Origin of the sequence: uncultured Mailhella sp., assembly GCF_947631555.1 — a bacterium.
GTDB lineage: Bacteria > Desulfobacterota > Desulfovibrionia > Desulfovibrionales > Desulfovibrionaceae > Mailhella.
Window position 1 is genome coordinate 23,113 of sequence record NZ_CANRLT010000005.1, and the last position, 23,832, is coordinate 46,944.

A 23,832-nucleotide genomic window follows, 5' to 3' on the forward strand; every position below is an offset into this window, starting at 1 on the left:
GCATGTTTTCCGCTCGAAGCGGGAATCTGAAGCGCCCCGGCTGCGATGTGCTCTCCGGCCCCCGCCTTTGCTCGCACGCATACCGTTTGCAGCCAGTACCTGACGCAAAACCGACCATCTCTCAAAATCGAAGGATTGTCAACATTATTGAAAATGAAATTCAATTTAAATTATTTTTTTATTTCCAAATTTCGCTCTCCGCCAAGGAAATTTGAAAATTTTCGAAAAATGTTCTGCGTTCTTCTTCCTCAAAAAGCAGGACAGGATACGGCAAAACTGATAGAAATCCCTCACTGTCAATAATTTTGAAAATGAAATTTATTTTTGATAACTAGCCGTTTTTTTTTCACTCTCCGGCGGATCCTCTGCCACTCGGAGCGAAGCCGTCTGATCCCGTTTCCTTCCATCCATGCTCCGTGAGTTCTGTCCGCGGCTTTTTTGTCTGCCACAAGCGCAAGAAAGCCGCAGGTTCAAGATGGTACGCCACTCTCCATGTGCCTCCGATTCCTTGCAGGAACCAGCGAACCGGACGAATGCGATTTTCCCAGTTGTCATGAACCTGCGACTTTGCACAGCAGAATAAGGAATTTTTTTTGCGGGAAGCGCACGTGGCAGCGGCAGCCGGAGTTTTGTTTACTTGCCTTTCCCTTCCCCACCCCCCGCGGAACAGCAATCGGAAGCAAGCAGATAATGCGGACGGCTTCTTCATCCGGTCAGAGCCTGCGAATATGGCCACGCAACTGAAGCGAGGAAAACCGGCGCGAGCGGGCAAGCGCACTCTGCCGAAACAAGGGAAAATGCCTGGGGATCAAACCATAACGGTGAAATGATGCACTCTGGCGCCAAGTCCTTCTTTGCAAACCATTCCATATGACACAAACGTTTTGACTTCTGACTGCATCCACAATCTTCGGCGGGGCACAATGTAAATTTTCTCTAAAAAAATGCCAGTAACAGGAAAAACTTCTTCCCCTGCAGCGCACTTGCAGAAACACGCTGGAATTGTTATTCAAGGAAACGAACTGTTGGCAATCTGGGAACGGCTGAAGGTTCGCTCTCCGGCCATAAACCGGAAGCATAAGAAACGCCGCTGACGGCAGGACGTTCTGAAGAGTCGGACTCCGTTTCCCCGTATTCCCGGCAGTTCGCTGAGCCACAGCGCATCAAGCGTCTGAAAAGGCCATGCACCTGCTCACTTTTAATCGGCAAGGGGAAAACACATGTCTGAACAGGAACACAAACTGGAAATGTATGGCGGCATCTTCGGGGGATTGATTCCCCTGCTGGTACTGATCATCGGACTCGTCTGGCTGTCCGTGGCACAAAGGGGCGGAACCAAGCCCTTCTGGGCCTGCGCATGGATCGCTCTGGCCGTAGGGCTGTTCTTCGCCAAAAACAAGCAGGACTACTGCCTTGCCGCCATGCGGGGCATCGGCGACAAAACGGGCATCGTTATCGTGACGGCATGGCTGTTTGCAGGTGTGTTCGGCAGTCTGATGGCCGCAGGTGGACTGGTCAAGGGCCTGCTCTGGATCGGCATGACCACAGGCGCGCAGGGCAGCATTTTTGTCTGTCTGGTCTTCCTTGCGGCCATGCTCTTTGCCCTTGGCACCGGGACCTCAACGGGGACGTGTATTGCGCTCTCTCCCGTTCTCTACCCGGCTGGTGTGTTCCTCGGAGCCGATCCCGCCATGTGCGCACTGGCCATACTCTCCGGCGCGGCCTTCGGTGACAACCTGGCCCCCATCTCCGACACCACCATCGTTTCCGCCTATACCCAGGGCGCGACCATGCGCGACGTGGTGAAGAGCCGCTTCCCGCTGTCCGTATCGGCGGCCGCCATCGCCATGGTCATCTTCTTCATCTTCGGCGGAAACGGCCATGCCGCCAGTCTTCCTGAAATTCAGGCCAACCTTGACCCGAAGGGTGCGGCCATGCTGCTGGCACTCGCAGTGGTGGTGATCTCCGCGCTCAGAGGCCGCCACATCATCGAATCACTCATCTACGGCAATGTGGCGGCAGCCGTCATTGGTATCGCCATCGGCAACCTCGTTCCCACGAGCATATTCGGCATTCCCGCCAAGAGCGGTGCGTCCACGGGCATTGTCCAGAACGGCATTGAAGGCGTCGTGGGAGCGATCATCTTCGCCATACTTATTCTTGCGGTGACCCAGATACTCGTTGAATGCGGCATCATGCGCCGTGTCCTTGAAATCGCTCACAAGAGCTTCGTATCCACGGTGCGGCAGGCCGAATTCTTCATCATCGGCGTGACCATCCTTGCATCCATCCCGATCTCGGCCAACGCCCCCGCAGAGCTCCTGGTCGGCCCATCGCTGGTAAAGCCCACAGGTGAAAAGTTCGGCCTTGCGGCTGCACGGCGTGCCAACCTGATGGACTGCGCGGTGTGTACGGTGTTCTTCATTCTGCCCTGGCATATCGCCGTAGCCGCATGGTACGGCGCGGTACACAGCGCGGCAGAAGCCTACGGCATCGCAGCGCCTTCCATCTCAGCGGCTCTGTACAATCCCTATTCCTGGGCGCTTCTGGCCGTCCTCACCTTTTCCGCCTTCACCGGTTGGAATCGCAAGTTTGCCAATGCCGGAGAAAAGGGCGAAGGCGCCTGATCCCGTCTCCCCTCCATCCACGCGCCGCGGATTCTGTTCCGCGGCGCTTTTTTCGTCTGCAAAAAAGCCGCGCTCCATCCTTTTTGAAGTTTTGCCGAAAACGAACTCACACGGCACTCGAAAGATATGCTGTCTGACGGCATAAAAAACGAAGCCTTCGCCGCGGGACACCATGCGCACCCGCTTCCGGATGGAACGCTTCTCCATCCCAATCTGCGGAGTTTTCTCTTCCCCTTCCGGCGATTTAACGCTAGGAAAATTGTTGGAAAAACGGAGGCTCAACGGATGAAAAAATTCGTATCGCTCTGCGTTATGTTCGCCCTGCTCTTCTGCGCTGTGCAGGCTTCCGCCGGAATCCTTGAAACAAAAAAGCACGGCAGCTGGCGCTCCTTCATCGTCGACAGCGAAGGCTACCAATTCGCAGGTATGTCCTGTTTGCACAAAGAAGTCTCCCTCGTCGTCTGTTTTTATCCAAAGCAGTTAACCTCTCCGAAACACTACATGATTCTTTTGATGTCTCCGCTCGATGGATATAACAAGCCGCACCGCAAGAACCTTCGTGTTCCAGGTCAGATGCGGGTCGACAGAATGCGGCTTTACGATATTGACTGTTCCTTCGAGGCGGACAAGAACGATCTGTTCTGCTATCTGAACGGCGACCTTGCGCCCGATTTCTTTCTCGAAGCCATGAAGGGGAGCACCGTCAGAATCAAGGTAAACTTTGAAGAGCCTGTCATTCTGAAATTCCCCCTTTCCGGCTTTACGGCAGCTATGGACAGATGTGCGTATCTCCTCGAACGGCTGGAAGCGGAGGGAGAAGCCGGAACGAATCCCGATGAGCAGTATTTTCGGGAAAGGCGCCGTCAGCCCCGCCCCAGACCCGACAGCAGGCGGGATCTCGAATATTTCTAGCCGGATTTCCCCGGCTTTTCCAAAGTCAACGCTGCACGGCGGCATTTCCTTCCGTACCAGCCCGGGCGCTCTCCCCACTCCCTGCGGCTTTTTTCTAACGCCTCTCTGCGAGAGCCAGGGCAGAACTAATACGGGAATATGCGGGAAAGCTACGGCTGACGATTCACTCTCCCCGCCCGTCAACACCACCAGTAAAAACGGCCTCGCCCTGCCGCCGGACATGCTTTGCAAAGGTTTTGCGCCCGTTGTGACTGCAGCAGCGTACGCGAGTCGGTTCGTGGATCAGACAAAAGAAAAAGGCCACGCAAAAGCATGGCCCGAAAAATGGTGGGACGTGCGCGATTCGAACGCGCGACTCTCTGCTTAAAAGGCAGGTACTCTACCGCCTGAGTTAACGTCCCCGCAACAGTCAGAAAGACATAGCGCCGAACGCCTGGAACGTCAAGAGAAAATGCGCACTATTTCTCGCGTGTCAGAACAAGCGGGATGACATGCAGAGCCGTTGAAACTTCCTCGGTGTCTCCCAGGCTCCACGTCCAGGTTCCATCCTCCCAGCCTACGCGCCGGGCTAGTTCAGCGGTGACTCCCCGGATGTTGATGACGGGATGCCGCAGAAACACCGCAGGCAGTCCGTGGGTTAGGTTGCAGGCAAGGCAGGCATGGCCGCGCTGATGCAGTTCGAAAAGGAACTTCAGCGTGTCCGCGTTTCCTGAAAGCAGCGAGAGCCGGATGTCATAGGCGCCGTCCTCGGCATCGCCGAAAAGCGCTTCAAAAAACTGATCCGTCCGTTCCGGGGGAAAGACCTCGTTCAGACAGGCCGGGGAAAAGATCTCTTCATGGCTGGACATGGTTGCCTCCTTGCAGCGCAAAGCCTCTGAAAGACACTATACGTTCCGCAGCCTCCTGCGGCAAGAAAAAAAGCGTGTGCTGCCGCAGCGGCTTTCCGGACTCCCTCCGCGCCCCCCGCAGGGCAGCACGAAAACCATCGCACACCACAAAAAACGTGACTGAAGCCTCCACAGTGAGACCGCCGTGAACCTCCATGAAACGACGCGTACCTCTGCAGGAAGGCAGAGGCGTTTTTCAGGCTCAATTCCGCAGTGTCGCCACGATGCCGCGGGGGTCAAGAAGAAGGTCGAGTGCGTCAAGAACGTCCGTCACCACGATGTCCGCACGTGCCAGAGCCGCGAACCAGGCACCTTCCCTGCCCAGGACGCCGAAGGAGAGCGCTGCTGCCTCCAGCATGAGCGTATCGTTACGGCCGTTGCCTATGGCGCAGCAGCGCTGCCGCCCAAGCCGCTCCACCACGGACAGTTTCGCCTGCCCTTCGTCCCTGTACGGACGTGCTTCACGGGGCGGCAGAATATCCACGACAAGCCCGTCCGTCCCCCATTCCTGCTCAAGTGCGGAACGCACCGTGCCGAAGGTGTCCGCCGTGAGTACATGGATTTCCATCTTCCTCGCCAGGCGGCGCAGGCGTTCGCTCACCCCGGGCAGGAGGACGCCGCCCCCGGCGATGGTGCCGTTGTAGTCGAGGACAAGAACGTCCAGCCTGAGGCGCCCCCTGCCGGGTATGTCCAGCGTCAGCGCGTCACGCACGGCGCATCCTCCTTCGTCTCCTGCAGCAGGGCTTCCAGGGTGCGTTCATCCAGTCCCTCCGGCGTGCAGGCGCGTGGGGATGTGCCGCCCGTGCCCATGATGAGCAGGGTTGAGGCCAGGCGCAGACTCTGGGAAAGACTGTGGGACACCATGACAATGGGATAGTGCTCCACCAGGCGCAGAAGCAGTTCCTCCACATGGCGCGCGGCGTGAACGTCCAGAGAGGCCGTGGGTTCGTCCAAAAGAAGCAGTTCCGGCTCGAGAGTCAGTGCGCGGGCCAGGCAGAGGCGCTGCTGCTGCCCTCCCGAAAGGCGCTCCGCCGGCGTCTGAAGCCTGTCATGCACCTCGCGCCAGAGATCCACCTGACGAAGCGCCGCCTCAATGCGTCCGTCAAGCTCAGTTCCAGGGCAGTCCGCCACCGTCTGAAGCGGCAGTGCCATGTTCCGATAGACGCTTGTCGGAAAGACCTGCGGGGTCTGGAAAACCATGCCCACGCGCCTTCTCAGCTCGCGCAGCTCCAGAGGCGGCTGATCCCCGCCTGGATAGACAACGTGCCGCCCGCCGCGCAGAAAAAGCTCCACCTGCCCCGTGGTACGGCAGCCGGGAAATTCCCCGTTCAGCCTGTTCAGGGCGCGCAAGAGCGTGGTTTTACCGCAGCCGGAACGCCCTACCAACACGGAGATTCCTCCGCCCGGCAGAGAAAGTTCCACGTCTCTGATCACGGCGCGCCCGAAAAAGGAGACGCTCAGTCTTCGGACGGCCACCGCCGGCATTTGCTCCATAGACTACCTCTTTCCCTGCCAGCGCCTGTGGAACGCACGCTCCAGAACACGGGCGGCAAGGAGCAGCACACAGGAGACCAGCAGCAGGAACACCGCCGCGCCAAAGCCGCGCAGAAGCTCTTCCTGATCCTGATACTGGGCGGAAATGTAAAAGATTTCAAAGGAGAGCGCCTCAAACTTGTCGAGCAGTCCCGCCGCAAGTCCGGCGTCGGCCACCACGCCCGTGAACAGGATGACCGCCGTGTCCTCTGCGGCCCGCCCCACCGCAAGCACCACGCCGCCGGAGATGCCGGGAGCTGCCGCGGGCAGACAAAGGCGAAGCAGTGTCTGCACACGGCTCATGCCCAGAGCGGCAGCCGCGAGCTTCAGCGTTTCAGGCACGGATTCCACCGCCTCCCGCGTGGAGACGATGAGCACGGGCAGCACCAGCAACGCCAGGCAGGACGCAGCCAGCAGCAGTCCGGTGTTCGCTCCCGGGAAAAAGGTGCGCCGCAGGAACAGGATGAGCATGAAGCCGAACAGTCCCATGACGATGGAGGGCATACCCGCGAGCATGTCCACGGCGGCCCCGAAGACGTGCTTCTGCCGCGGCGTGGCCAGCCCCGCAAGGTAAAGCCCGCAGCCCACGCCCGGAAACAGCGCCAGCGCCACGGTGAGCAAAACGAGGCGGAAGGTTCCGGCACAGGCTGGCCAAAGACCGTCCCACACGGGGACGCGCCCGGACACTGCGTCCAGAGGCGGAACCCCGGCGAACAGCAGTTTTGTGCCCAGCACCGGCAGGCCGCGCCAGAGGAGATAGCCCAGGAGGATGAAGACGAAGGCCGGAACCAGCACGGCGGAAAGCCTTGCCGCAGCCTGAAAGCAGCGGAAGCCGGCGTCCCTCATGAACGGCCTCCCAGGCGCCGCAGGCAGAGGCTGACCACAGCGTTGACGGTGAGCAGAATAAGCCCGGCCATGAACAGTGAATCATAGGCCGCGCTGCCCGCCTCGTTGGACGTGACCAGTGCCATGTGCGCGGTGAGTGTGCGCAGGGCAGCAAGGGGGGAAGCCGGAAGCTGCGGGGCGTTTCCGGCCAGCATGAGCGGAAGCATGGTATCCCCGACGGCCCGGCCAAAGCCCAGAATGGCGGAGGCCAGCAGCGTGTCCCTGGCGCGGGGCAGGACGACGTGCCACAGAACTTCCATGCGATCCATGCCCAGAGCAGCGCCGGACAAGGCCACGGACTCAAGCCGCGCCCCCAGTCCGGCCTGAAGCACCAGCACCACCGTGGGCAGGATGAGAACGCCGAGCATGACGGCGGCCGTCAGCCCGCTCATGCCCGTCCCGCCCAGCCAGCTGCGGATAAAGGGTGAGAGCAGGAACACCGCCGTGAAGCCGTAGACCACCGTGGGCACGGCGGTCATCAGGCGGACCAGTTCGCCCACCAGAGCGCGGGAGAGACGAGAGAAACGGCCGGAGGGCGGAGGCGCGATCAGCCAGCAGCACAGAGCCGCGGCCAGAGGCCAGCCCAGAGCGAGAGCGGATGTACCCAGGATAAGCGAACCCGCAATCATGGGCAGAATGCCGAACTTTCCCTGCGCCGGAGCCCAGACCCAGGAAAACGGGCCTCCGCTCTCCCCGGCGCTGAACACAGGCAGAGCGAAGGCCACGACCATAAGCACGAGCAGCGCGATGCCCGTCATGGACAGGAAGAGGGCCAAGCGAAGCGCCAGCCGCCCCGCTTCCCACCTGCGCGCACTACCGCCGCCGGACATCGCGCCGCACTCCTCTTACTTCTTGTCCACAGGGATGTAGCCGGAGCTGGAGATGAACTCCTTGCCGTCCGGCGAATAGATGTAATCCACGAACAGCCGCGTCAGGCCGGAAGGCTCGCCCTTGGTGTTCATGTAGAGCAGTCTGGTGATGGTGTAGGAACCGTTCGCGGCGTTCTCCTGAGAGGGAACCATGCCGTCTACGGTCACGCCGCAGATGGAATTGTCCAGATGGCCGATGCCCACATAGCCGATGGCGTTCTCGTCCTGAGCCACGGCGGTTTTCATGGCGCCGTTGGAATTCACCACGTTGGCGCCGCCGGCGGACGTGCCTTTGTCCAGAGCGCGTTCTTCAAAGGTCTCGCGGGTACCGCTGCCGTCCTCGCGCACATAGAGAGAAATGGGGGCGTCCTTGCCGCCGAGTTCCTTCCAGTTCTTCACCTTGCCCGCAAACACGTCCTTGAGCTGCGCCTTGCTCATGGCCTGCACACCGTTGGCGGGGTTGACCACAATGGCCACACCGTCAATGGCGAAGGGAAAGGACACCAGCCCGTAACGGTCGATTTCACCCTGCTTCAGAGCACGGCCGGTATTGCCGATCTGTACAAGCCCCTCGCCAACCTTCTGCACACCCACGCCGGAGCCGCCGCCGGCCACGGTGATGCGGATGTCGTGGTTAGCCGTCATGATGGCCTGAGCCGCCTTCTTCATGACCGGAATGTGCGCCGTGCCGCCCGCGATGTCGAGCGTGCCCTTCTGCCCGTTGAAGCTGTCCAGAGGCGCGGCCGCAGCCAGAGAAGCGCTGAGCAGAATAAGTGCCAGAGCCGAAAGAATGCGTTTCATGTCTACCTCGCTGGCGAGGCGGCACGTCAGGGAATACGCGAAAGGACGCAGGGAACAGCAGAAAGTCCCGGCTGGAACGCCCGACAAGACACACCGTGTCTCTGCGCGTGATTTCGTCAGGTATTCCTGAAGAACATGCCGGCCTCTGCTGTAAAAAGGATAAAAAAAGTTTGCCTTACCCTTTTTTGTATCAAAGCGGTTCCGGCGTCAAGCGTACGGGAGCCGCCCAAGGGATGATTTTATGAAAAAAGGCGCAATGCCCTCCTTCTGCTTTGTCCTTTCCTGCCAGGATGAAGGCGGCAGCGCCCCCCTTCAACTAGTTCCGCCCTGCCCCGGACTTCCCGCCCTTCTTCGCTGTGGAACGGTTGACCTTATGGGCGCTTTCCTCCATGCTGGGGACATGCTCCTCTATCTGCACGTCCCCTTCTGCCGCAGCAAATGCCGCTACTGCGCCTTCTTCTCCGAACCGCTCCCTTATGACGGCGGTGCGGCTGAGGAAACGCTCTCCCTGTGGGCAGCAACGCTCCTTGAAGACCTGCGCCGCTGGGGGGAACATCTTGGCCATCCCGCCGTGGAAACCGTGTATTTCGGCGGAGGCACGCCGAGTCTGGTTTCTCCGGCCTTGCTGGGAAAGCTGCTCGACGCTGCGGCCACGGCCTTTGCCCTTGAAGACGGCGCGGAAATCAGCATGGAGGCCAACCCCGAATCCATGACGCCGGAACGTGCGCCGGACTTCCGCCTGGCCGGGGTGAACCGCATTTCTCTGGGTGTGCAGGCTCTGGACGATGCACAGCTTTGCGCCGTGGGCCGCGTCCACGACAGGGCTGTGGCACTCCACGCCTACGCGGGCCTGCGCAGGGCCGGATTTCAAAACGTGGGGCTGGACTTCATCTGGGGACTCCCCGGCGAAAGTCTGGAAAGCTGGCGGCAGCAGCTCGAAGAGGCGGCAGCCCTGCGCCCGGAACACCTCTCCTGCTACGGGCTTACGCCGGAGGAAGGCACACCGCTCTTTCGTGAGCGCAGCGCTCTGCCCGGCGAAGACGTGCAGGCAGCCATGTACCTTTCCTGCGGAGAAATTCTGGACGGCGCGGGCTACGAGCAGTACGAGGTCTCGAACCACGCCCTGCCCGGCCACGCCTGCCGCCACAACCTGGGATACTGGCGCGGCGCAGATTATCTGGGCCTTGGCCCTGCCGCCGTGAGTACGGTGGGCGGGCGGCGCTGGACGCAGCCTGCCTCCCTGCGGGACTGGCGGGAAGCCGTGCACGAGGCCCGCTTTAACGCCGGGACTGAGGCTCTGTCCTTCACGGAGCAGGCAGAAGAACTGGTCATGCTCAGTCTGCGCACCAGCGAAGGGCTGGACGAGGGCCGCTACCGCGCCCTCACCGGACGGGACTTTGCCCGTGACAACGCAGCCTTTCTGCGCGAGCTTGCCGCTGCGGGCCTTGCGGAAAGGAAGTCCGGCCGCGTCCGCCTGACCCGCCGGGGTATGCTCCTTTCAAACAGCATTATTGAACGCTTCTTTGAAGCTCTGCCGGAGGCTCCATGCCTGCACTGACCGCGGCTTCTGCCGCCCCCGTGGGCAGACTTGCCCCAAGCCCGACGGGAGCGCTGCATCTGGGCAACGCCTGGGCCTTTCTTCTGGCCTGGCTTGCCGCACGCACGGAGGGCGGACGCGTTCTGCTGCGGCAGGAAGACATTGACCCGCAGCGCTGCCGCCGCGTCTGGATGGAAGGCATAGAGCGCGATCTGGCCTGGCTGGGGCTGGATTGGGACGAAGGCCCGGACAAGGGCGGCCCGGCCGCGCCCTATGTGCAAAGCAAGTGCGGCGAGTTCTACGCCGCGGCGCTGGAAGCTCTGGACAAGCGCGGACTGGTCTACCCCTGCTTCTGCACACGCCGGGAACTGCGCCGGAGCGCCCCACGGCGCTGCCGATGGTCTTGGCGACGCGGGCGCGGCCTATCCGGGAACCTGCCGCCGCCTCACCGCGAATGAGCGGGCAGCCAGACTCTCTGCAGGACGACACGCCGCCCTGCGCCTGCTCTGCCCGGACGGAGAAGCCGGGCGTACGAAATTTACTGACCTGGTACTCGGCCCGCAAAGCTTCACCCTCACGGAATGCGGGGGAGACTTCGCCCTGCGACGCTCGGATGGCGTTTGGGCCTATCAGCTCGCCGTGAGCGTGGACGACATGCGCATGGGCGTGACCCAGGTTGTGCGCGGGGAAGACATACTCCTCTCCACGCCGCGCCAGCTCCTTCTGTACCGGCTGTTCGGGCAAGGGCCGCCGCAGTTTGCCCACGTCCCCCTGCTGCACGACGCCCGTGGTGAACGCCTGGCCAAGAGGCATGCCAGCCTGAGTCTTGCCGCGCTGCGGGAACAGGGCTGCCGCCCGGAAGCCGTGGTCGCCTGGCTTATCAGAACGGCGGGGCTGGAAGGCTTCGGCCAGGCAGTGACACCCCGCATCATCGCCTCCAGGCTGCGCGCTGAAGGCACGGCGTTCCCCTGGCGGCGTCTGCCCAAAGAACGCCTCATCGTGCCCGATGGCGTGGAAGCGGACTGGCGCTGACGGACCGCCGAAAATTTCCGGAGTCTCTCATGCCGTCCCTTACTCTCTCGGAAGCAGACGGAACTTCCCCGCTCGACGGAAGTACTCTTTAAACAGATAAGGCGGATACGGAACGGCGGAAAAGCGCGCCTTTCCGTGGACGAAACGCGTTCCCCCTACGGCCAGATGCGGCGCACGGCTCCGGCATGGGCTTCGAGAACGCGCAAGGCGGCTTCCGGCACCAGGCCCGCGACGCTGCGCCCGGCACACCAGCGTTCACGGATGAAGGTGGAACTGATGTCCAGCCGCGGCGCCGGAAGAAAGGTACACGCGCCGCCTCCGGCAAGGGCCACGGTCTCCCGCGAGACGGGGAAGGGGCGGCCTTCTTCCAGACTTCCCGGCCAGAAGCGGCGTATGCTCTCATAAAAGCCGCGGCCGTCCTCACCGTCGCGGGGCAGCATGACGAGATGCGCGAAGCGGGGAAGTTCCAGCCCGCGCTTCCAGCGGCTGAGGGCGGCAAAGGATTCCGCACCCATCATGAAGTATGGGAGAGCCCCGCCCGGCTGGATGTGCCGCCGGTTCCACTCTTCCAGGGTGCGCCATGTGTAGGAAGGCCGCGCCAGTTCGCCTTCCAGCGGATCGACCTCCAGGAGCGGGATGTTCGACACGGCGGCCTGAAGCATGTCCACGCGCAGGGCGAAGGGCAGGACATTGCACACGCCTTTGTGCGGCGGTTCGGCGCAGGGCAGGAGCAGGACGCGGTCAAGCCCCAGCGCTTCGCCCGCTTCCAGCGCGTGGCGCAGATGCCCGTTGTGGACGGGATTGAACGTCCCGCCGAGTATGCCGATTCCGCTCATGACCCGCTCAGCTCCGCACCTGTCCCTGGCCGAAGACCACGAATTTAGTGGTCGTCAGTTCGTTCACGCCCATAGGCCCGTAGGCGTGGAGCTTGGACGTGCTGATGCCGATCTCGGCGCCCAGTCCGAGCTGGCCGCCGTCGTTGAAGCGCGTGGAGGCGTTCACCGCCACCATGGAAGCGTCCGCCTCGCGCAGGAAGCGCATGGCGCTGCGGTGGTTCTCCGTGCAGATGATCTCCGTGTGATGCGAACCGCAGGCGGCGATGTGCTCCAGCGCCTCGTCCATGTCCTTCACCACCCGCACGGCGAGGATGAGGTCGTGGAACTCATGGCCCAGATCTTCGGGCTGCTGCGGCACGGCGGAAGACCCGAGCAGCGGCAGAGAGCGCGCATCGGCTCTGAACTCCACGCCCGCTTCGCCCAGACGCCGGGCGACCATGGGCAGAAAGATTCCGGCCACGGCCTCGTGCACCAGCAGGCATTCCAGCGCATTGCATACGCCCGGGCGCTGCACCTTGCCGTTGTAGACAATTTCCACGGCCTTTTCGAGATCCGCACTCGCATCCACAAAGGCATGGCACACGCCCTTGTAGTGCTTGAGCACGGGCATGGCCGCCTGTTCGGTCACGGCGCGCACCAGCGCTTCGCCGCCGCGGGGGATGAGGACATCCACATATTCGTCAAGGCGGCACAGTGCCGAAACCGCGTCGTGGGAGGTGATGCCGATAATCTGCACGGCATCTTCGGGCAGACCGGCACTCCGGAGCGCTTCACTGAGCAGACCGCCGAGTGCGAGATTGGAACGCAGCGCTTCCGAGCCGCCGCGCAGGATGACGGCGTTCCCGGCCTTGAGGCAGAGGATGGAGGCGTCCACCGTGACGTTGGGACGAGCCTCGTAGATCATGGCCACCACGCCGAGGGGAATGCGCATACGCCCCACGAGCAGGCCGTTCGGCCTTTGCCACTGGGAATCCATGGCCCCCACGGGATCGGGCAGTCCGGCCACATAACGGCAGGCGGCGGCCATGTCACCGAGAATGGCCGGAGTGAGACGCAGCCTGTCCATGCGCGGAGCGTCCAGCCCGGCGGCACGGGCGGCTTCGAGATCCTGCGCGTTGGCGGAAATGAGTTCCGCCTGCCTGTCCTCAAGAAGCGCGGCCAGCGTTTCCAGAGCCTGAACCTTGGCCGCCGGACTTGCCGCCGCCATGAGGCGGGACGCGGCCCTGGCCTTCTCTCCTGCCAGACGCACTGCCGTCAGCGTATCTTGTTCCATCTCGCCCTCCTTGGAAAGGATGCCTCATCATACGAAGAGAAGCCCGGACTGGCAAGGCCGCCCTGCTCTGCAGTACGTTCAGAAAGATACCTGAGCGTGCCCATGGGCCGGGCGCTTGTCCCGCCCTGTACGGCTTATCCCATGCGTGGGGAGGGGAAGAAGGATGCCGTTTTCGCTTTTTTCAGGATTTTCTTTGACATTTATGTTAATCTTTACTAGCGTGCCCTTGTGCTTATCCTTCCGGCTTCGGCCGCGTTTCCTGTCGACCTTCTCCGCCCTTCAAAGGAGCGTTCGTCATGCCTCAGCGTCCCACCATCAGAAAGCCCGTCCCTCTCACCTCTCCCGATCCGGCGCAAAACGGCGCCGATCCCATCATGGGCGGGGTGAACCTGCCGAAATTCAGCGCCGACATGCAGGCGGAAATCAGCCCCGAGGCCGCTCCGCTCTGGAATTTCGTGCTCAGGAACGCCAAACGCATCACCGCCGCGGTGGTGGCCTGCGTTGTCCTCATTCTGGCCGTGGCCGGATGGCAGTGGTACGCTGAGACCCAGCTTGAAAAAAGCCGCAGTGCCTTGGGACAGGCCCTTTCCATTCAGGATCCCGCCCGCCGTGTGACGGCTCTGGAAAGCTATGTGAAGGACGCGCCCTCCGAACTCATCGTCGCCGCGGAACTTGAAATCGCTGCCGCCAGCGTTGCCGTGCAGAACTACGACCGCGCCGCCGAAGCCTACGCCAGCGTCGCCGCACGCGAGGGAGATTCGCCCCTCGGCTTCACCGCACGCATGAACCGCGCTCAGGTACTCATGCAGGGCGGCAAATACGCCGAGGCTCGAAGCGAATTTCAGGCTCTCGTGTCCAAGGCCCCGGCGCAGCTTGCCTCGGTCATGAACCAGCAGGCAGCCGAAGCCGCGGAAGCCGCTGGGGACAAGGCCGGTGCCATCGCCGCCTACGAAGCCGCCATGAACGCCCTGCCGCCCACCGACAGCGAAACGGCCCAGTTCTTCCGCGCCCGCATCGCCCAGCTCAAGAAATGACGCGGCAGAAAACCGGGGCAGCATCATGGCTATGACAGTATCCCGCGCCGCAGAACAGGATGTCAGCCCCTGGCTGGAATCCCTGCGGCTCATGGCCGGCGAGATGGGGCCGCGGCGCTCCTTCCAGACCAGCCTTACCTCTCTCCTGCGCACCCTTTCTTCACGGCACGACTTCCTGCGCCCGCACCTCGTGCTTTTCGACCCGGAAACCGGCACCCTGCGCCTCAGTATGGCCGAGGCTCAGCCCAGAGAACATCACGGGAACTACACCCCGGGCGTCGGCGTCACGGGACGGGTCTTTGCCACGGGGCGTCCCGTCATTGTGGAAAAGATGAAGGGTGACGGACTGTTCCTCAGCCTGCTCTTTGAGCGCAGCGAGGAAGAGATGGAACGCCTGGCCTTCATTTCCGTACCCGTCCTTGCCCCGGCGAACGGCAGTGCCGCGGCCCGCGAAGTCCTCGGCACACTCAATGCGGACACTCCCTCCGGATCCCGGCAGGAACTGGAACTGCGCTGCCTCTTCCTCCAGACTGTGGCCGCGCTCATCGCCAGCGAATCCGCCTACCTTCAGGACGAGCTTATCCGGCAGCGCTCCCTGACCGCGCAGCTCCCGGGAGAATACCGGGACGGCGGCAGCTCTGCCTCGCCGGTGGCCTTTATCGGCCCGTCCAAGGTCATGCGCCGCATTCTCGAACAGGCCTCGCAGTTTGCGCGGGGCCGTGCGCCGATACTGCTTACGGGAGAGGCGGGCGTGGGCCGGGAACGCCTGGCCACGCGCATCCACCAGCTCAGCGACCGAAGCGACCTGCCCATGGTGGTCTGCCACTGCGCCGCCATTGCGCCGGAACGCCTGCAAAGCGAACTCTGCGGCTATCAGAAAGGCGCCTTCCTCGGAGCCATGCAGACGCAGAAAGGGCTTTTCGAACAGGCCAATCTGGGGACGCTCTTCCTCGATTCCGTGGAAGCACTGCCCGCCCAGGCTCAGGAAAGCCTGCTCCGGCTCATCAAGGAACGGCAGGTGCTCAGGCAGGGCGCGAACGAACCCGTCACGGCGGACGTGCGGCTCATCGTCTCGAGCAGCGCACCGCTGGAAAAGCTGGCGGAGAGCGGCGCGTTCTCACAGGAGCTGTGCAGCCGCCTCAGTGTCTGCTCCCTGCGCATCCCTCCCCTGCGGGAACGGCGTGAAGACATTGTGCCGCTTGTGGAACACTTCCTCCAGCGCAGCGCCGAAACCAGCGAAGAAAACGTCAAGCGCATCTCCTATCCGGCACTCGAACTGCTCACGCGCTATTCCTGGCCGGGCAACGTGGCGGAACTCATGCGCTGCGTGGAAGAGGCCGCGAAAAACTGCGAAAACTTCGTCATCCGCGCAGCCGATCTGCCCCCTGCGCTTCAGACCGCGGAAAGCTCGGCCACGGAATCCGATCTGTCTCTGGGGGATGCGGTGGCCCGCTTCGAGAAGGAACTGCTCGTCGATGCGCTCATCAAGGCCGGAGGCAACATGCTCAAGGCAGCGCGGAATCTGAAGACAAGCTACCGCATTGTCAACTACAAGGTGAAGAAGTACGGCATTGACCCGCATCAGTTCGTCTGCCGCGTCAGATAGCCGCGGCTACTGACCGGGCCGGAAAGACGCCCGCCCTTTGCCCAAACATCCATGCCATGTATCCCGGAAGCTTCGTGCTTCCGTCTTTGCGCTTTCTGTCCCTGAAAGGACGCTTCCCTCAAATGCGGGTCTCGGCGAGATTCCAAGGGGGCGTTTGTGTACCCCTCTCATGAGAGGAGCAAGGAAGGAGCGGCGCTCTGCCCTTTTCTCCCAGACGAACATCGACTCTCTTCACAACTCTTAAGAAAGCAACCTCTCCGAAACGTCTTCCAGGCGGGAAGGATCCTGCCACTCCATAAATAAAGGGGAGAGGAAAAAAGGCATTCCACCGAAGGCAACAGCACCGCACTGCCCTTTCCCAGAAAAAATCAAACAAAAAAACAGTATTCCGTACAGCTCCTTTCCAGACGGAAAGCTATCACTCAACCCATAGCTAAGGGAGCACGGGGAAGCGGTAACCATGTCACTTCTCCGAAAAAAATCAAACAAAAAAAATATCAGTACAATGCCACTCCAGGCAGAAAAGCTCCTCATTCACCCGCCAAATAAGAGGGTGCTGGGGGAATTATTCCCCCCCCCCGAAGCTGTCAGACGCAGCTGCGCCTTACTGATGGTGCCAGCAGAGCTGTTCTTTCCCCCGCAGGCTACCGTTCTCCTGTTCCTGATCCTGCTGTCGTGCTCTAACATCCCCTTTGCATTCGCAGGGAAGCACGGAAAAAAATAGATATTCTGCCCTTTCGGTCTGCAGGAACCGGCAGTATCACAGCGAGCGCGAAATCGGCGCAGGGTCTCTGCCCTCAATATTGACGGAGGCCGCCGTTTCATTGACAGATATACTGTCAACGAAGCTTTTTTTTATAATACGCCAACGGCCGCGTATTGGCAAGAATATTTCCGAGAGTGTTTTCTCTGCTGTGTCTATTAAATTTTTTTCATGTTATTTCAATATATTATTTTTATACCTTTCCTGAAAATCGACAGTATATCTGTCAACGAGTCTCCTGTTTACACCTTTCGCCCATGCCGCGTTGGTGTGCGGGCTTTTACGCCATACATCAATATCCCACAGGGAGACCAGAACATGTGGAACATCACAAAAGCAAAAACTTCACGATTTGACAATTTTTTATTAAAGGCCAAAGCTCTCATACATTGTCCGTTTAACTCAAAAAACCGTAAAGCTTTAAGAAAAGAACTGAAAACCAAAAAATATCTATTAAAATTTCCATTTCATTGTGATGAAAACTTTGACGCGGCACAGATACCAATCTATATCATTTCCTTCAATCAGCTTAGTTATTTAAAACAAATGATTGCTCAATTAGAGCGTCACGGCCTGAAAAATATTCACATTATCAATAACAAGTCCACCTACGAGCCGCTGCTTCAATACCTGGAAGATTGCCCCTACACTGTTCATCACATGGACAAAAACTACGGCCATACGGTATTCTGGACTTCCGGAAAATTTGACGATGTTATCGAAAATTCCCTTTATGTCGTGACGGATCCCGATATTGAATTTAACGATAGTTTGCCCTTAGGATTTATGAAGGACTTATACCGGCTCCTGGGCGAGCATCCTTTCGTATCAAAAGCAGGCTTTGCGCTTAAAATCAGCGACCTGCCGGATACTGAATTCGGCAATACAACAAAAAAATGGGAAAAGCAATTTTGGGAAGTTTGTCTGCCCGACCCTCTGGAAGCCTATCTCGCCGCTATCGACACGACCTTTGCCCTGTACCGGCCGGGAAACATCATGTCCGATTTTTATTCGGGAATCCGGGTTGCAGGCGTTTTTACCTCAAGACACCTTCCCTTTTACCATTTTCTGGACCAGGATGCTGAAAGTCTGTTTTATCTGAACACCGCAAACGCCTCGGGAAGTATGGCGAGGTATCAACGTACCTTGCTGGCGGGCTCTTCCGGCAAGGACGTCTGACGGCTTGAAGAGTCTTCAAGGCGGGGATACTCCTGCCACCCAACAAGTAAGGAATGAGGAGAAAAGCTTTCCACAGGAGCCAACAGCGGAAGTCTGGTCTTTCTCTATTAAAAATTAAACAAAAACAGAATACAGTACACGCCCTTCCAAGTGAAAAGCTCCTCATTCACCCGCCAAATAAGGGGGGGGGGAATTATTCCTCCCGCAGGCTGGCCATGAGGGAATGCTTTTTTGCGGCATCAAGGGTGACGTTGACGAAGAGGCCCGGGCGGCCCCGGCCTTCGGGCATACGCACGTTCACAGGATCGCCCCAGGGATCGCGGCCCTGCCACAGAGGTTCGCCGCCGTCCTGTTTGGGGCTGAGGGCTTCCAGAAGCACGTCGGTCGTGCGTCCGGCGCGGCTGCGCAGCCAGGCTTCGGCTCTGTCGTTCTGGAGGTTTTGCAGACGTTCCAGGCGTTCAAGCTGCACTTCGCGGGGAATCTTGAAGGGCATGGCCGAAGCGCGGGTTCCCGGCCTGTCGGAGTAGCAGAAGGAGAAGCTGGACATGAAGCCGCAGGTATCCACGGCCTTCAGGGTGTCCTCAAATTCCGCCTCGGTTTCGGAGGGGAAGCCGACAATGAGGTCGGTAGACAGGGCGAAGTCCGGCCGCGCCCGGCGCAGGGCCTCCACCACCTGGAGATAGCGTTCCATGGTATAGCCGCGGCCCATTTTCTGAAGCATGGAATCCGATCCGGACTGAAGCGGCAGGTGCAGGCGCGGGCAGAGCTGGGGCAGTTCGGCGAAGAGGTCGATGGTCTCCTGAGAGAGGTCCCGCGGGTGGGCGGAGACAAAGCGCAGGCGGCGCAGGCCGGGGATGGCGGCCACCTGACGCAGAAGCTGGGGAAAGGACGTCCCGTCGCCGCCGGCATCCATGCCGAAGACGTTGACGTTCTGCCCCAGCAGGGTGATGTCGCCCGCGCCGCGGCGCACCCAGGCGCGGCACTCGTCCAGCACGGCCTGTGTGGAGCGGGACTTGCGCGGCCCGCGGGTGTAGGGAACGATGCAGTAGGCGCAGAAATTGTCGCAGCCCTGCATGATGTTCACATAGGCCACGGGGGTAACGCCGCCGGAAGCGTCCGGGGCAAGACAGGGATCGCGGTCGGGAAAGGTTTCGGTAAAGGCGAGGAAGGAGAGGCGCAGTTCCGGCTCCTGAAGCAGCCGGACAAAGGCGTCAGGCACTGAGGCCACGCCGTCGCTCCCGGCCACAAGGCGCACCTGGGGACTGCGCTGCATGAGCTCTTCGCCAAGCTGCTGAGCCACGCATCCTGCCACACCCACCACGGCGCGGGGATTGAGCCGGCGTATGCGGCCAAGGGCGCTGTACACCTTCTGTTCCGGCTTTTCCCGAACCGAGCAGGTGTTGAGAAAGATGACGTCGGCACGTTCCAATGGGCGTTCAATGAAGCCGCGGGCTGCAAGGGCACGGGCCACCCACTGCGAGTCATTGACGTTCATCTGGCAGCCGAAGGTGAGGCAGTGAAAACCGAATCCGTCCATGCGTTCTCCTCAAAAGAACTGAGAGCGTCACATTCCGAAAAAGCGCCGTGCGTTCTGCCCGGCCGCGGTCCAGAGTTCGGCGGGGTCCATGCCCCTCTCCCCGGCAATGCAGGCCGCGGTGAACACGGTGAACGCCGGTTCGTTGAGCTTGCCGCGCCAGGGCATGGGCGCGAGGTAGGGGCAGTCCGTCTCAAACATCAGTCTATCAAGGGGGATGATCCGCGCGGCCTCGCGGAGAGCGGCATTGGCCTTGAAGGTTGCCGCGCCGCCGAGGGCGATGTGCCAGCCGTTGTCCAGAATGCGGGCGGCCTGCTCCGCATCGCCGCCAAAGCAGTGCCAGAGCAGCGGGCGGCCGCTCATGCCCTCTTCATCGAGAATCTGGAACGTCCTTTCCCAGGCGTCCCGCGAATGGATGACTACGGGCTTGTCCAGTTCCCTTGCCAGGCGGAGCTGACGGCGGAACCACGGCTCCTGAAGGGCGGACGGCGAAAAGCCCTCTTCGTAGTGTGCGTCCAGCCCGATCTCGCCGATGGCGCGGATGAGCGGATCGCTGCGCACGGCCTCGACGAGGTGTTCCCACTCCTCTTCATCGGCGCGGGGCACGTCTTCGGGGTGCAGTCCGCGGATGAAGCAGATGTCCGGCGCTGGGCAGGATGCGGCGGCGGTGTCCAGAATAAAGCGGGCGTTCGCCGCGTAGCGCTCGTGCGTAAGAAAGACGTGGACGATGAGCGAAACGCCGGAGAGAGCGGCACGGCTGAGCACGTCCGCAAGCTGCGGCAGAAGGCGCTCATCGTCGAGATGGGCATGGCTGTCAGCCCCGGCAAAGGGCAAGGCGAGGCTTTGGGGCAAGGCTCTGGGTGCGGAAGACGGCATGTCAGTTTCCTCTTTTCTCCAGCTTGCGCCGCACGTCCTGCCACACGGCTTCGGGATCGATGTCCTTCATGCAGCGGAAATGTCCCTGCGGGCAGGCTTTGTGCCCGTGCAGTCCGCAGGGGCGGCACGGGGTATCCGCCTCGATGACCGTGCTGTCCGCGCCGCGGGGGGCAAAGCCGAGACTGCGCACCGTAGGCCCGAAAATGGCGGTCACAGGCACGCGCTGCGCCCAGGCGAGGTGCATGGGACCGGAATCGTTGGTCACATAGCCGCCAAGACGGGCGATCACGGCAGCGAGGGAGAGCAGCGAGGTCTTGCCGGAAAGGTCGAGAAATCCGTCACGCCCGGCGGCGGAGGCGAGGTCACGCACCTCGCGGGCCGTACCCTCTTCGCCCGGGCCGGCCAGCAGCACGACGCCCACGCCGGCTTCCAGCGCGCGCCTGAGGACGTGGGCAAAGCCTTCGGGCGTCCAGCGTTTGGTCGGCCAGACCGAGCCGGGGTGCAGACCGATGGCACGGCGTCCGCCAAGAGGAGCGAGGAGCTGCGCCGCCTCTTCATGGGCGCGGGCCGGCAGGACGAGTTCCGGCCAGTGCAGGGCGGGATCATCGAGAAGGGCGCGGGGCAGGTTCAGAGCCTCGCCAAGGCGGAAGAGGCGCTCGATTTCCTGAAAATCATGAAAGCCGCGGCTGATACGGCGGGTGAAGACCAGACGCGAAAGTGCGGCTTCGGCATAGCCCACGCGATCCCGGGCGCGGCTCTTCCAGGCCATGAAGGAACTGCGCAGGCTCAGGTGGGCGTCCACCCAGAGGTCGTAGCCGCGGGCGCGGATCTCGCGTCCCTGGGCAGGAATGGCGGCAAGACCTTTTCCTGCGCCGCGCTTATCGCAGGTGTAGACGCGGGCGAGTTCGGGCTGGGCTTCAAAGAGCGGGGCCAGTCCGCCACGGACGTAGAAGTCGATGCCGGCCTCCGGCCAGGCGGCCTTGAGCAGGCGGATGAGGGGCAGCGTGAGCACGGCGTCCCCGAGAAAGGCGGTGTTCCAGACGGCGATACGCATGGAGGCCCCTCAGCAGATACGGGGCAGGGGCGCCCCTTCCAGCATGGAGAGCAGACGGCTGCCGCCCATGAAGGTGCAAAGTTCCACGCGAGGGCGTTCCGCGGCCTCGATGCGCCCCACAAGCGCGGCCTCCCTGCCGTAGGAACTGCGGCTCATGGCCGCGAGCGCGGCTTCCGCCCTGTCCTCCGGAACCATGCAGATGAGCTTGCCCTCGTTGGCCAGGTACAGGGGATCCAGGCCCAGAAGGTCGCAGCCGGCGCGCACGCTGTCGTGGACGGGGATGGCCGCCTCCTCCAGCACACAGGCCACGCCGGACTGTTCGGCGATCTCGTTCAGCGTGGTGGCCAGCCCGCCGCGCGTGGGGTCACGCAGGACGTGGACCTCCCCCGCCGAGCGCACGATGTCTTCCACCATGTCCGCGAGAGGGGCGCTGTCGCTCCGCACGTCCGTGGAAAAGGACAGACCGTCGCGCTGCACCATGACGGTAAGCCCGTGGTCGCCCACGGCGCCGCTCACAAGGATGACGTCTCCGGGCCGGGCAGAATGGCCGGAGGGCGCGGGATCGGCAAAGACGCGCCCCACGCCGGTGGTGGTGATGAAGAGCTTGTCGCAGGCCCCGCGGGGAACGACCTTGGTGTCTCCGGTGACTATGTCCACGCCCGCCCGACGTGCCGCTTCCGCCATGTCCGAAACCACGCGTTCAAGAATGCCCGAGTCCAGACCTTCCTCGAGGATGAAGGCGCAGCTCAGGAAGCGCGGCCGGGCGCCCATCATGGCCACATCGTTCACCGTGCCGTGTACGGCCAGCGTGCCGATGCTGCCGCCGGGGAAGAACAGAGGCGTCACGGTGTAGCCGTCCGTGCTCATGGCCAGAGGTCCGTCCAGCGCAAGCACGGCGGCATCGTCCATGCGGCGCAGGGCGGGGTTGTCGAAGTGCCGGACGAAGACGTCCGAGATGAGCCGGTGCGACGCTCTGCCGCCGCTGCCGCTGTCGAGCAGGATTTTCATGAACAGCCTCTGTTGACGTGGTGGGACAGCCCAAGGCGGAACCAAACCGTGACCGCGGCGGGAAACGCCGGAAGCGCGGGCCGCCGGGAAAACGGGAGACAGTATAGGTGAAGTCGGGAAAAAACGGAAGAGTCCCTAGCGCCCCCCGTAACGGTACCAGGCGGCGCAGCTCCCCTCTGTGGAAACCATGCACGGGCCGGTGGGATTCTGCGGAGTGCAGACCGTGCCGAAGAGCGGACAGCGATCCGGCGTGAGGCGGCCGCGCAGGATGTCTCCGCAGCGGCAGCCGGGCACGGGCTTTGTCTCCTTCCGTTCAACGCCGAGGCACCGGAAACCGTCGAAGTCAGCCCACTCTCCGCGCAGGACAAGACCGCTTTGCGGGATGCGCCCAAGGCCGCGCCAGAAGGCGTCCGCAGGACGGAACACCGCGTCCATGACCTGCCGAGCCGCAGGACTGCCCTCCTCACTCACGGCGCGGACGTAGGTATTGCCCACTGCGGGTCTGCCCTCGCGCAGCATACGCACCATGAGGCACAGCGCCGAGAGTATGTCCGCCGGCTGGAAGCCGCCCACCACGGCGGGCCTCCCGAACTCTTCCGCGACAAAGCGGAAGGGGGCAAGCCCCAGCACCACGGCCACATGGCCGGGCAGCAGGAAGGCGTCAATACGCTCCTGGCGATCCGGCACGGACTCGTCCGGCGCTTCCAGAAGCGCACGCAGAGCCGGGGGCACGAGCTTGCAGCAGGGCAGGATGCAGAAATTCCTCACCCCCTGGCGGCGCGCCGTCAGGAGCGCTCCGGCGATGGCCGGAGCCGTGGTCTCGAAGCCCACCGCGGGAAAGACCACGGTCTCACCAGGACAGGAGGCGGCGAGCTTGACGGCGTCCAGAGGAGAATACACCACCTGGACGCGGGCGCCCTCCGCCAGGACGCTGCGCAGGGTACGTCCGTCCGGCCCGGGAACGCGCAGAAGGTCGCCGAAGGCGGCCACGATGACACCAGGCCTGCCCGCGGCTTCGAGGATGGCGGCGATTTCGGAATCATGGGTCACGCAGACCGGGCAGCCCGGCCCGGAAAGATGGGTCAGGTTCGCGGGCAGAAGCGGACGCAGGCCGCTCTGGAAGATGGAAACCGTGTGCGTGCCGCAGACCTCCATGAAGCGCACCGGCCGCCCGAAGGCGTCCAGTTCGCGGGAGAGCGCGTCCAGGAGAGAACGGCAGAGCGCCGGGTCACGAAAGGGCAACGAAAGATCCATGAAGACTCCTCCACGGCTCTGTTTTTCGGTCAAAGCGGCCCGCATGTCAACGGCGGTGCGTCCGAGAGAACGGGCAAGCCCCGCACCCGAAAGACAACACCAGTCAACGGAAGGAACGTTCTTGCCAAGAAAAAACCGTGCAGTAAAAGCCACAGCAGGACTTTTCAGCAAATTTGGGAAGGGAATGCCCCGCACCCCGCAGCGGCATGAGGGGAGGCGTAAGGACCGCCTCACGCCGGCATCAATTCCTAAAGTTTTACTTGAACTTTTACAAGAAACACTCTTTTTCATAGCAAGAACACAAAATATTCCTTATGGTTCTAGGCAGGCGC

General features: G+C 61.9%; 21 protein-coding genes, 1 tRNA gene and 1 pseudogene. 9 read left to right on the plus strand and 14 right to left on the minus strand.

Annotated features, from left to right (window positions below; genetic code table 11):
* Positions 1–2 precede the first annotated feature (2 nt).
* The 3 genes from Q0Z94_RS01465 to Q0Z94_RS01475 all read left to right on the plus strand — a co-directional run bounded on the left by Q0Z94_RS01465 (position 3) and on the right by Q0Z94_RS01475 (position 3,539).
* Positions 3–215, plus strand: coding sequence for a hypothetical protein (locus tag Q0Z94_RS01465; RefSeq protein ID WP_298066810.1), 213 nt, complete (start codon positions 3–5; stop codon positions 213–215).
* A 1,005-nt stretch (positions 216–1,220) separates the two neighbouring features.
* Positions 1,221–2,627 carry a Na+/H+ antiporter NhaC family protein gene (locus Q0Z94_RS01470; protein WP_298066840.1) on the plus strand — a complete coding sequence of 469 codons (1,407 nt, stop codon included), beginning with the start codon at positions 1,221–1,223 and terminating at the stop codon, positions 2,625–2,627.
* A 285-nt stretch (positions 2,628–2,912) separates the two neighbouring features.
* Positions 2,913–3,539, plus strand: coding sequence for a hypothetical protein (locus Q0Z94_RS01475; RefSeq protein ID WP_298066848.1), 627 nt, complete (start codon positions 2,913–2,915; stop codon positions 3,537–3,539).
* Between the two features lie 325 nt (positions 3,540–3,864).
* Here the strand turns inward: Q0Z94_RS01475 and Q0Z94_RS01480 are convergent.
* From Q0Z94_RS01480 to Q0Z94_RS01510, 7 genes are all read right to left on the minus strand, one after another.
* Positions 3,865–3,940: transfer RNA gene (locus Q0Z94_RS01480), tRNA-Lys, on the minus strand.
* 57 nt (positions 3,941–3,997) lie between these two features.
* Positions 3,998–4,387: a pancreas/duodenum homeobox protein 1 gene (locus Q0Z94_RS01485; RefSeq protein WP_298066852.1), complete on the minus strand. Its 390-nt coding sequence runs from the start codon at positions 4,385–4,387 to the stop codon at positions 3,998–4,000.
* Between the two features lie 241 nt (positions 4,388–4,628).
* On the minus strand, positions 4,629–5,138 hold the full coding sequence (locus Q0Z94_RS01490) for an ATPase P (protein ID WP_298066862.1): 510 nt from the start codon (positions 5,136–5,138) through the stop codon (positions 4,629–4,631).
* Entirely contained in the window at positions 5,123–5,920 is a 798-nt protein-coding gene (locus Q0Z94_RS01495) for a phosphate ABC transporter ATP-binding protein (RefSeq protein WP_298066868.1), read from the minus strand. Before Q0Z94_RS01495 ends, Q0Z94_RS01490 begins: the two co-directional genes overlap by 16 nt.
* Before the next feature lie 3 nt (positions 5,921–5,923).
* Entirely contained in the window at positions 5,924–6,805 is an 882-nt protein-coding gene (locus Q0Z94_RS01500) for an ABC transporter permease subunit (protein ID WP_298066876.1), read from the minus strand.
* The gene (locus Q0Z94_RS01505; protein ID WP_298066890.1) at positions 6,802–7,674 is read right to left on the minus strand and encodes an ABC transporter permease subunit; all 873 of its coding nucleotides are present in this window, start codon (positions 7,672–7,674) and stop codon (positions 6,802–6,804) included. The genes Q0Z94_RS01500 and Q0Z94_RS01505 overlap by 4 nt, the downstream gene beginning before the upstream one ends.
* A 15-nt stretch (positions 7,675–7,689) precedes the next feature.
* On the minus strand, positions 7,690–8,514 hold the full coding sequence (locus tag Q0Z94_RS01510; protein ID WP_298066898.1) for a phosphate ABC transporter substrate-binding protein: 825 nt from the start codon (positions 8,512–8,514) through the stop codon (positions 7,690–7,692).
* Positions 8,515–8,755: 241 nt separating this feature from the next.
* Between Q0Z94_RS01510 and hemW the strand changes: the two genes are divergently transcribed.
* From hemW to Q0Z94_RS11815, 3 genes and pseudogenes are all read left to right on the plus strand, one after another.
* Positions 8,756–10,072, plus strand: a complete 1,317-nt coding sequence (hemW, locus tag Q0Z94_RS01515; protein ID WP_298066904.1) for a radical SAM family heme chaperone HemW — start codon at positions 8,756–8,758, stop codon at positions 10,070–10,072.
* The gene (locus Q0Z94_RS11810) at positions 10,060–10,509 is read left to right on the plus strand and encodes a glutamate--tRNA ligase family protein (protein WP_366517553.1); all 450 of its coding nucleotides are present in this window, start codon (positions 10,060–10,062) and stop codon (positions 10,507–10,509) included. Before hemW ends, Q0Z94_RS11810 begins: the two co-directional genes overlap by 13 nt.
* A gap of 22 nt (positions 10,510–10,531) precedes the next feature.
* Positions 10,532–11,083, plus strand: a pseudogene (locus Q0Z94_RS11815) (glutamate--tRNA ligase family protein); the annotation flags it as partial.
* 155 nt (positions 11,084–11,238) lie between these two features.
* Here the strand turns inward: Q0Z94_RS11815 and nadD are convergent.
* Both nadD and Q0Z94_RS01530 read right to left on the minus strand, forming a co-directional pair.
* Positions 11,239–11,919, minus strand: a complete 681-nt coding sequence (gene nadD, locus Q0Z94_RS01525) for a nicotinate (nicotinamide) nucleotide adenylyltransferase (protein WP_298066911.1) — start codon at positions 11,917–11,919, stop codon at positions 11,239–11,241.
* Between the two features lie 7 nt (positions 11,920–11,926).
* The gene (locus Q0Z94_RS01530; RefSeq protein ID WP_298066915.1) at positions 11,927–13,192 is read right to left on the minus strand and encodes a glutamate-5-semialdehyde dehydrogenase; all 1,266 of its coding nucleotides are present in this window, start codon (positions 13,190–13,192) and stop codon (positions 11,927–11,929) included.
* A gap of 296 nt (positions 13,193–13,488) precedes the next feature.
* Here Q0Z94_RS01530 and Q0Z94_RS01535 point away from each other — a divergent pair, with 296 nt between their 5' ends.
* From Q0Z94_RS01535 to Q0Z94_RS01545, 3 genes are all read left to right on the plus strand, one after another.
* On the plus strand, positions 13,489–14,226 hold the full coding sequence (locus Q0Z94_RS01535; protein ID WP_298066921.1) for a tetratricopeptide repeat protein: 738 nt from the start codon (positions 13,489–13,491) through the stop codon (positions 14,224–14,226).
* A 25-nt stretch (positions 14,227–14,251) separates the two neighbouring features.
* A complete protein-coding gene (locus Q0Z94_RS01540) occupies positions 14,252–15,832 on the plus strand; it encodes a sigma-54-dependent Fis family transcriptional regulator (RefSeq protein ID WP_298066926.1) in 1,581 nt (526 codons plus the stop codon).
* Positions 15,833–16,913: 1,081 nt separating this feature from the next.
* Positions 16,914–17,774 (plus strand): hypothetical protein, encoded by an 861-nt coding sequence (locus tag Q0Z94_RS01545; protein ID WP_298066931.1) that lies wholly within the window; start codon positions 16,914–16,916, stop codon positions 17,772–17,774.
* 193 nt (positions 17,775–17,967) lie between these two features.
* On the opposite strand, the gene miaB is transcribed toward Q0Z94_RS01545, so the two are convergent.
* The 5 genes from miaB to hypD form a co-directional block, all read right to left on the minus strand.
* A complete protein-coding gene (miaB, locus tag Q0Z94_RS01550; protein ID WP_298066932.1) occupies positions 17,968–19,311 on the minus strand; it encodes a tRNA (N6-isopentenyl adenosine(37)-C2)-methylthiotransferase MiaB in 1,344 nt (447 codons plus the stop codon).
* Positions 19,312–19,338: 27 nt separating this feature from the next.
* Positions 19,339–20,184: a TatD family hydrolase gene (locus tag Q0Z94_RS01555; protein ID WP_298066934.1), complete on the minus strand. Its 846-nt coding sequence runs from the start codon at positions 20,182–20,184 to the stop codon at positions 19,339–19,341.
* A gap of 1 nt (position 20,185) precedes the next feature.
* Positions 20,186–21,238: a glycosyltransferase family 9 protein gene (locus Q0Z94_RS01560; protein WP_298066937.1), complete on the minus strand. Its 1,053-nt coding sequence runs from the start codon at positions 21,236–21,238 to the stop codon at positions 20,186–20,188.
* Between the two features lie 9 nt (positions 21,239–21,247).
* A complete protein-coding gene (hypE, locus tag Q0Z94_RS01565; RefSeq protein WP_298066944.1) occupies positions 21,248–22,246 on the minus strand; it encodes a hydrogenase expression/formation protein HypE in 999 nt (332 codons plus the stop codon).
* A gap of 135 nt (positions 22,247–22,381) precedes the next feature.
* A complete protein-coding gene (gene hypD / locus Q0Z94_RS01570) occupies positions 22,382–23,500 on the minus strand; it encodes a hydrogenase formation protein HypD (protein ID WP_298066950.1) in 1,119 nt (372 codons plus the stop codon).
* Positions 23,501–23,832: the final 332 nt, after the last annotated feature.